The organism is Marinobacter sp. AC-23, from assembly GCF_001858325.1.
In the GTDB taxonomy this organism is placed as follows: Bacteria; Pseudomonadota; Gammaproteobacteria; order Pseudomonadales; family Oleiphilaceae; genus Marinobacter.
Genome location: NZ_MBPP01000075.1, coordinates 1 through 7591, shown reverse-complemented (window position 1 = coordinate 7591; position 7591 = coordinate 1). Strand labels below are relative to the sequence as shown.

Annotated in this window: 14 protein-coding genes; 10 read left to right on the top strand and 4 right to left on the bottom strand. The window is 49.4% G+C overall.

Annotation, left to right across the window (positions count from 1 at the left end; translation table 11 throughout):
• The first annotated feature begins 423 nt into the window (after positions 1-423).
• The 4 genes from BCA33_RS18020 (at position 424) to BCA33_RS18005 (ending at position 2028) form a co-directional block, all read left to right on the top strand.
• Positions 424-795, top strand: coding sequence for a type II toxin-antitoxin system RelE/ParE family toxin (locus BCA33_RS18020; protein WP_083394823.1), 372 nt, complete (start codon positions 424-426; stop codon positions 793-795).
• Positions 789-1112: a DNA-binding transcriptional regulator gene (locus tag BCA33_RS18015; RefSeq protein WP_071268033.1), complete on the top strand. Its 324-nt coding sequence runs from the start codon at positions 789-791 to the stop codon at positions 1110-1112. The genes BCA33_RS18020 and BCA33_RS18015 overlap by 7 nt, the downstream gene beginning before the upstream one ends.
• Positions 1113-1379: 267 nt before the next feature.
• On the top strand, positions 1380-1562 hold the full coding sequence (locus BCA33_RS18010) for a type II toxin-antitoxin system HicA family toxin (protein ID WP_071268031.1): 183 nt from the start codon (positions 1380-1382) through the stop codon (positions 1560-1562).
• Positions 1563-1602: 40 nt separating this feature from the next.
• On the top strand, positions 1603-2028 hold the full coding sequence (locus tag BCA33_RS18005) for a type II toxin-antitoxin system HicB family antitoxin (protein ID WP_071268029.1): 426 nt from the start codon (positions 1603-1605) through the stop codon (positions 2026-2028).
• An 81-nt stretch (positions 2029-2109) separates the two neighbouring features.
• Here BCA33_RS18005 and BCA33_RS22340 read toward each other — a convergent pair whose 3' ends face one another.
• Positions 2110-2274 (bottom strand): hypothetical protein, encoded by a 165-nt coding sequence (locus BCA33_RS22340; protein WP_254774593.1) that lies wholly within the window; start codon positions 2272-2274, stop codon positions 2110-2112.
• Between the two features lie 218 nt (positions 2275-2492).
• On the opposite strand from BCA33_RS22340, the gene BCA33_RS18000 reads away from it, so the two are divergent.
• The 5 genes from BCA33_RS18000 (at position 2493) to BCA33_RS17980 (ending at position 4766) form a co-directional block, all read left to right on the top strand.
• Positions 2493-2804: a type II toxin-antitoxin system HigB family toxin gene (locus tag BCA33_RS18000; protein WP_071268027.1), complete on the top strand. Its 312-nt coding sequence runs from the start codon at positions 2493-2495 to the stop codon at positions 2802-2804.
• Positions 2805-2814: 10 nt separating this feature from the next.
• Positions 2815-3249: a type II toxin-antitoxin system HigA family antitoxin gene (locus BCA33_RS17995; protein ID WP_071268025.1), complete on the top strand. Its 435-nt coding sequence runs from the start codon at positions 2815-2817 to the stop codon at positions 3247-3249.
• Positions 3250-3696: 447 nt separating this feature from the next.
• A complete protein-coding gene (locus BCA33_RS17990; protein WP_071268023.1) occupies positions 3697-3975 on the top strand; it encodes a type II toxin-antitoxin system RelE/ParE family toxin in 279 nt (92 codons plus the stop codon).
• Positions 3976-3984: 9 nt separating this feature from the next.
• Positions 3985-4272 carry a HigA family addiction module antitoxin gene (locus BCA33_RS17985; RefSeq protein ID WP_071268021.1) on the top strand — a complete coding sequence of 96 codons (288 nt, stop codon included), beginning with the start codon at positions 3985-3987 and terminating at the stop codon, positions 4270-4272.
• 251 nt (positions 4273-4523) lie between these two features.
• Positions 4524-4766, top strand: a complete 243-nt coding sequence (locus BCA33_RS17980; RefSeq protein WP_071268035.1) for a type II toxin-antitoxin system ParD family antitoxin — start codon at positions 4524-4526, stop codon at positions 4764-4766.
• Between the two features lie 130 nt (positions 4767-4896).
• Here BCA33_RS17980 and BCA33_RS17975 read toward each other — a convergent pair whose 3' ends face one another.
• Positions 4897-5130 (bottom strand): hypothetical protein, encoded by a 234-nt coding sequence (locus BCA33_RS17975; RefSeq protein ID WP_254774591.1) that lies wholly within the window; start codon positions 5128-5130, stop codon positions 4897-4899.
• A 146-nt stretch (positions 5131-5276) separates the two neighbouring features.
• Here BCA33_RS17975 and BCA33_RS17970 point away from each other — a divergent pair, with 146 nt between their 5' ends.
• Positions 5277-5588, top strand: coding sequence for a hypothetical protein (locus BCA33_RS17970; RefSeq protein ID WP_071268019.1), 312 nt, complete (start codon positions 5277-5279; stop codon positions 5586-5588).
• A gap of 233 nt (positions 5589-5821) precedes the next feature.
• Here the strand turns inward: BCA33_RS17970 and BCA33_RS17965 are convergent, their stop codons facing one another.
• Together BCA33_RS17965 and BCA33_RS17960 are read right to left on the bottom strand one after the other, a co-directional pair.
• Entirely contained in the window at positions 5822-7045 is a 1224-nt protein-coding gene (locus BCA33_RS17965) for a type II toxin-antitoxin system HipA family toxin (protein WP_254774589.1), read from the bottom strand.
• Between the two features lie 34 nt (positions 7046-7079).
• Positions 7080-7436 carry a helix-turn-helix domain-containing protein gene (locus BCA33_RS17960; protein ID WP_071268015.1) on the bottom strand — a complete coding sequence of 119 codons (357 nt, stop codon included), beginning with the start codon at positions 7434-7436 and terminating at the stop codon, positions 7080-7082.
• Between the last annotated feature and the right edge of the window lie 155 nt (positions 7437-7591).

The following is a 7591-nucleotide window of genomic DNA, read 5'->3' as shown; positions in this document are numbered from 1 at the left end:
CTCTTGGGCTATTCTTCGCTGACTCCAACCTACTCGCAAGAAGGCCGAAATCTGGTATCGTTGTGCTTGGGTCAGTTGTCGGTATCCCATGGTTCTCTTCACTTTGGTAGGTAAAGCGAATGAGGGTACCGGCAACGGCCCTCCTACCTCTACCTGCTGATCCAAAGTGCTGCACTTATTCTATGAATCCAAGTTGAAAGACCATCATCAAAGGATTATGGACAGGCACAGCTTAGTCTGGGCACAGCTTAGCCTGACTCACTACTGGCCCGGGTCAATATTCAGCCTCCCCAGAATCGGCAAAAAAAATCACCACAGACAGGCATAGCATAGTTTTACCCCCCCCCTCTCCAGAAAAAACAGCAAGAGCGCCAAGTTAAGCTGCGCTATACGAAGCATCTCACCCAGTGCTATGATCACAGAATGATAAGGATCTTCAGAACGAAAACATTCTCGCGCTGGATGCGCAAAAATAACCTGTCAGATGATGAACTGCGCCAGGCTGTAACCGAAATGATAGCTGGGCTCATTGATGCTGATCTTGGCGATGGAGTTTTCAAGAAGCGGCTAGCGACTCAGGGGCAGGGCAAGCGTGGAGGGGTGAGAACGCTGGTTGCCACTAATTTGGGGGGCCGCTGGTTCTTTATGTTTGCTTTTGCGAAGAATGAAAGGGCAAATATATCAAAAGTTGAATTGAGGGCGCTTCAGGAGTTGGCGTCGGATTTTCTGGCGTTTGATCCTGGATCTGCAACAGGCACTGCAAAGCGATGTCTTAAGGGAAATTGCATATGGTAACCACTGAGCGTGACAATCGTTTGTTGAATGAGATTCAGGAGACTGCCTCTGATCTACGCATGACGGGGCTAATTAGTAAGCGCCGGCTTAAGGAGTACGAGGCTCTCTGCCAGGTGGACAAAACGCAGCTTCCGCCAGACGATATCCGCCTGATTCGCCTGCAAACTTGCATGAGCCAAGCGGTATTTGCCGCAATTCTGAATGTGAGTGTTTCAACAGTTCAAAAATGGGAAGCTGGTGAGAAGAAGCCAGCCGGGGCATCACTAAAGCTTTTGAACCTTGTGAAACGCAAGGGCATTGAGATTTTGTTTCTTTAAGAGACTGAGATTGATCAAAGCTGATGATCATGGACAGGCACAGCCTGATGAAGCTATAGATGCCCTTCCAGCACAAGTCACACGCAAAATCTAACCGTTCTCGATTGCTACTTTAAGTCTGTTTTCCATATCCATTGGACGCTCCTGTTTGTTTCAACCGAAAGAATAGTAAAAAACGGGCGAGGCAGTGCCTGACTATGGTAGGTACAGTGTTGCTTAAGTTTAATAGGTGGGTATAATAACCACTATAAGTTAAAGGGAGCTTACGTGAAAAGCGCTGAGGTCAGAAAGAAACTGGAAAAAGATGGCTGGGAGCTCGTGCGTGTGAATGGGAGCCATCATCACTTTAAGCACCCAACAAAACCGGGGTTGGTTACGTTGCCACACCCCAAGTCGGAACTGGCAAAGGGTACGTTGAACAATATCTGGAAGCAGGCCGGCTGGAAATAACGGCCCGAAAGGGCAGCGGATCAAACTTGAGGTAATTGTTATGCGTTTCCCAGTAGCACTTCATACAGATGATGGAAAGAACTACGGGGTTACCGTGCCTGATATTGCTGGCTGCTTCTCTGCGGGTGCCAGTGAAGACGAGGCGCTGGATAATGCGCGAGAGGCGATTCTTGGGCATCTTGAGCTGTTGGCAGAATTCGGGGAGGAGATCCCCGGTGCAAATCCTATTGCTGAACATCGTGCAAACCCAGACTTTGAGGGCGCGGTGTGGGGCTTTGTTGAGATCGATGTAACCCCCTTTTTGGGCAAGGCAGAGAAAATTAATATCACTGTGCCCCGTTTGGTTTTGATTCAGATTGATAGGTTTTTGAAGGAGCATCCGAACGAGGCTCGGTCGCGCTCGGCGTTTCTATCTGAAGCCGCTTTGGAAAGAATGCGGAAATCGCGCGACAAAGCCCTAGCATAACGCCGGGCCTTGCTTTGTTTGACTAGGAGCTGAGTTCGTCAAGTATCATCAGTATCATGGACAGGCACAGCTTAGCCTGACTCACCACTGGCCCGGGTCAATATTCAGCCTCTCCAGAATCGGCAAAGCTTTTTCATCAATCGCGCCACGTTTGTCAGCCGGGCTAATTCGGCCAGTGCAATCGACGAGCCCTAGGTGACCGTCGAAGCCGCGCAGTATGCCTCGCTGAAAGCCCTTGCGAATCACTCCCTCAAATCCCAGTAAAGGTTTCAGCGGTACCGTAAACTCATTTAGCGACTGCTGTTCTGTTTGCTTGCGAATGGCCTCTGCCAGATCGAATTGTGGCGAAATGCGTTCTTTTAGTGCTGGAGCAGCTAAAAGAAAGGCTGGGTAGCCTGTTTCAAATGTTGACCATCAGTCAACTTCCCTGATATGGTTCGTGATAGGTTATCCAAGGAAGGTCGATGAATGTAATCTCAAAGAAACCGTTTAATCATGCAGCTTTAAAGTATCCCAACGATCGGGATGCGTTGCTCGACATGTATAACGTGCTGCAAAGGATCGATTTCAGCACGCCGAGCGAACTAAAAGCGGTGTTTCCATCGCTGGATAATTTCAAATATAAGGATAAATGGTGGGTTTTGGACGTTGGTGGTAATAATCTTCGTGTTCTTGCATTCATCCAGTTTGTGAACAAACGCATGTATATCAAGCACATCGTGAACCACGCGGATTATGACAAGCTGACAAAAAAGTACGCGAGAGCACAGGATTGAAGGTGGGTCTATGGCACAGTTAGCGATATTCGATGCGTATCAGACATTTATGGCGGCTGCACAGCCTTTAATGAACATTGATACGGAAGAGCAATATAATGCAGCTCTGGAAACACTTGAGTGTGTATTGGAGTCTGCCAGCGATACCCTCGACGATCCGCTGAACCCACTCATAGATATGCTCAGTCAGGCCATTGAGCGCTATGAATCGCGGAGTGAACCGCTGATGGCATTCGCCGATGAAGCAGAATCAATACCCGTCGATATTGCACTGCTTCGTACTTTGATGAAGCAGCACCATCTGACTGGTAGTGATTTGCCGGAAGTTGGCGACAAAACCATGGTGTCAAAGGTTCTTAGTGGGAAGAGAACCCTGAGTCGCAACGCAATTGAGAGTTTGTCTGAGCGGTTTAATTTAAGGCCAGCTATGTTTTTTGGTGGGTAGTCACAAAAATCAATCAAAACAAGCATGGACAGGCACAGCTTAGCTTGAAAATGAAGAATTATACCATTCACCCTCTGGGCCAATGTGACCTGCTAGCTGCTGCAGAAATTTGCGCCCGGGCAATGCGTGATAACCCGATTCACATTCAGGTGTTCGGAGCGCCGCACGAGTTACGAGAGCGAAGGCTCCGGCGTTTTTTCCCGGGACTTCTTGCGTACGTTCATCGCAAAGGCAGTCTATACGGTGCATTCGCCAAGGGAACCTTGGTCGGCGTATTGGGCATGCTGCCACCAAAAACCTGTAGGCAATTATCATGGACAGGCACAACTTAGCCTCGGCACAGCTTAGCCTCCGGCCTGGTGGCCGTCCACCGGATGCCCTAGTTGGGTACCGTTTGACCAAGCTGTACGCTTTGACACCTGATACGTTGCAGGGTACGATTAAAGAATGATTCGAAGCTTCAAACACAAGGGCTTGGCCAAGTTCTTCAAGTCCGGCAGCACCGTAGGGATTCAGGCTGTTCACGCGAAGAGGCTTCGGCTTATTCTCGGTAGATTAAATGTAGCGTCGGACGCCAAAGATATGGACTTACCAGGCCTTCGGTTGCACGAATTGTCCGGCAACCGCGCCGGGGTCTGGTCGGTGACAGTTAGTGGTAACTGGCGAGTAACTTTCCGGTTTGAAGAAGGTGATGCTGAGGTAGTTAATTATGAAGATTACCACTGAGGTACAGCAATGATGATGCATAATCCTCCCCACCCTGGCGAAGTGTTACGAGAGCTTTGTCTGGAGCCTCTTGGCCTCTCTGTCACGGCGGCTGCAGAGGCATTGGGTGTTAGCCGAAAAACGCTGAGCGCTGTATTGAACGGCAAGGCCGGTATTAGCCCCGAAATGGCTATTCGGCTTTCTATTGCTTTCGACACTTCGGCAGAGAGTTGGCTAAATCAGCAGTCCCAATATGAACTTTGGCATGCTGAACAACATCGTAAAGAGCTCAACGTGAAGAGACTTGTTGCGGCCTGAAGCATAGGAAAGTCAAATCATGGACAGGCATAGCCTGACGTGATGCCCGAAGGCCCGGTGGTTTCGACCTCTGGGCCTTTGCTGTTTCTGAGGTGCCTATTCGGCATTTTGTAAAGCATCCCTATAACCCAAGGATCGATTGTGTTTTCGTTTTGGTGAATACAGATAGCGGATGAAAGAATTCCCACTTGTTGGTTGGCTTTTGCGTCGCTATAGTTGTGTTAGTTATTGATACAGCGGAGGGCCTTCTCATGGCTAGAACGACAAGTGTAACTATCGGTGCTCCATTAGATGACTTTGTTGGGAAGCTGATCCAGTCTGGACGGTACGGCTCAACCAGTGAAGTCGTTCGTTCAGCATTGAGGCTACTTGAGCGCCAGGAAAGCCAGTTGGCTGCGTTAAGACAAGCAGTCGAAGCTGGAGAGCAAAGCGGCGAAAGCGATCTTTCTCTGCGCGATATTGCTTCTCGGGTGAAGCTGCAACACGGTGTATAAACTCTCGAACTTGGCGGCTGAGGATTTTGCAGGGATTTACGAATATACACTGCTTAACTTCGGCAAAATTGATCATGGACAGGCACAGCTTAGCCTGACGTGATTCCCAAAGTCCCGGCGGTTTCGACCCTCAGGCCGCCCGTCGTCGCCGGCTCTGTCGATAATCCTGATAGGTTGCCTCAAACCGAGTCGCTCGCTCGCACCACTGGCCCGGGTCAATATTCAGCCTCTCCAGAATTGGCAAGGCTTTTTCATCGATTGCGCCACGTTTGTCATCCCGGCTAATTCGGCCAGTGCAATCGACCAGTTCTAGGTAATCTTCGAAGCCAAAGAGTATGCCTCGCTGAAAGCCCTTGCGAATCACGCCCTCAAATCCCAGCAAAGGTTTCAGCGGTACCGTAAACTCATTTAGCGACTGCTGTTCTGTTTGCGTGCGAATGGCCTCCGCCAGATCGAATTGTGGCGAAATGCGTTCTTTAATACTGGTGTGAAAGGCTTTGTTTGAGTTTGATGAGTTGGCAGCAAGATCAGAAATTGGAGGTGTATGCTCGAGCGGTACAGGGCTTGAGTACGCTGGAGCCTGATCCAGAGAAGCAATTGAAGTATCTGGACTTCATCGACATCTACGCAGCCTTGGATGATAATGAAATGGAACTATACCAACAGAAATACCCGCAGGAGAGCACCACCATGGCAACGCTGAGCGAACGACTGCGAGCAGAGGGCATGGAAAAGGGCATGCAACAAGGTATGCAGCAAGGTGAAGCCGCCGCCCTTCGAAAACTCATAGCGCTGAAGTTTGAGCGCTGCCGAATTGGGTAGAAGAGACAATGCAAAACGCCTCTCCGGCGGATATCGAGGGGTGGTTAGAAAGGGTACTGACGGCGGATAGTTTGGAAAAGCTGTTTGAGTGACGCCAAACTCAATTCAAATGGGCCAATCTTGGACAGGGACAGCTTACTTGTGGGCACAGCTTACTCAGCTTAGCCTGACGTGATTCCCAAAGGCCCGGCGGTATCGACCCCGGGCCTTTTTGTGTTTGTAGTGTCCCTATTTCATAGAATGCGAAAATCGCTTTTCAGTGTGCTCCAGTGTTTTTTAAGTTTCCGCTTGTGGTCTTCATTCATAGGTAGGTTTTTGATGGCTTTTGGCCACAGATCTCTTGCTTTTTCCATCGTGTCATCCAGATGTGGTTTGATTGCTCTCCACGGAATGTCGGCCCGGGTAGCCCAGGATTGGAAGTGCTCATATGAAACGCGATACCAGTCTTTGGTTTTCGCTAAATTCAGTGCGTATTGTGTTTCATTCTCAATGTAAACGCTGGTTGTGACGATATCGTAGGCAGGTGAGAGCCGAGGAGTAATCTGGTCGGAATAAAGTAAGCTCCAGTTCTTGAGGTGCGCATCGCCATTAGCGAGAAGAATATTTATCAGCAATCGCCTGGCGAATTGTTGCGCATCTGCCAGCCCATCGCCGGAAAATTTGTAGAGAATTCGGCCGATTTGTTCATAACTTGCCGAATTGTATTTCTCGTGAGGATACTTCACCAGCACCTGGGCGAAGTCTTCCATGTGGGTGCGGGAGCCATTATCCCGATCAAAACGCTTGATCGCAAAAGCCTGTTTCTCGTCGGGCAAATTTATCTGGGGGAGGTTGTCCAGGTTGCTCAGCTCAACCAACTCGATTTCAGGTATATTGATTCCGGCTAGTGCTGCGAGCGTCATGGCGGTGTACTCGTTGGCCGGTACATCTCTGTGTAAGGTGGACGGTGTTTTAACAATCCAGTCGCCCAGAATATTGTCTTTTGAAAGATTGTAACGGCCATCAATTGCTTTCATTGAAAACTTCATCTGAACACCGGCCAGAGAAAACTTGTTACCAGGAGAGGCTTTCTGAAACTCTACGGCTCTGGCTTTGCCATGAGTGCCAAGAACACTCTCTGGTACATCTTCTGGCTTCATGGGTTCGGCGACTAAAGCGCCCGGTAGGTCCTCTCCCAGATGAGAAAAAATGTGAAATTCATTATCGGTGTGAACTTTAAGCCCTTGCGCAATCAACGCTCTCAGCGCCCCTTCGGGAAGCAAATTAGACAGTACGGGGTGCAGTCTTTGATTTCTTGCCCAGGCTTCTGCTATCAACTTCTCTGCGCGTGGGAATTCTGGGTGAGTAATCAAGCTAAATGTTGGGCGGATCGTATCTGTTCTGAAGCTCTCAGCAAAGCTCAAAACATTGCGTCCGCCCTGAAAGCCGGCCAGATAGCCGACCAGTTTGTCGTGCAACGTCAGGCGGAGTACGCTCACTTCTTCCGCGCGGTTATCGCTCATTAATCTCTTCCCCCAGCAAGCCTTGCCATGGGTTATCAATCAGGCTTTGTTTTGTATTATCTTTGGTAGGCTCTAGCGATTTGCCCAGCACAGGCGACTCATTATCAGAATATTCACCTTCTTGCTCCAGCACTGCGCGAACTGCGCTGAGCTTATCTTCGGGGATAAGCATGAGTTTGCTGTTAAGGCCTTTTGCTATCAGTTCCAGGGTATCCAGTCTGGGATTTCCCTTGGATTCCAAGCGTTGGTACTGCTGGCGTGAGACCCCAATGCGTAGCAGCATATCGCTTTGGTTAAGGCCGAGCGCCAGTCGTCGCTTTTTGAGTTGTTGCAGTAGTGGGTTCATTTTTGTAAACGCATAGGTTGCTTTTTAGGTAATAAGCAACAGGTTAGATGCTTTTCAATGCCGTAGCAACGGATGTGTTGCTATATTATCCATTGTTTATCCGTGGACAGGCACAGTTTGGCCCCGCAAAGGATCGATTTCAGCACGCCGAGCGA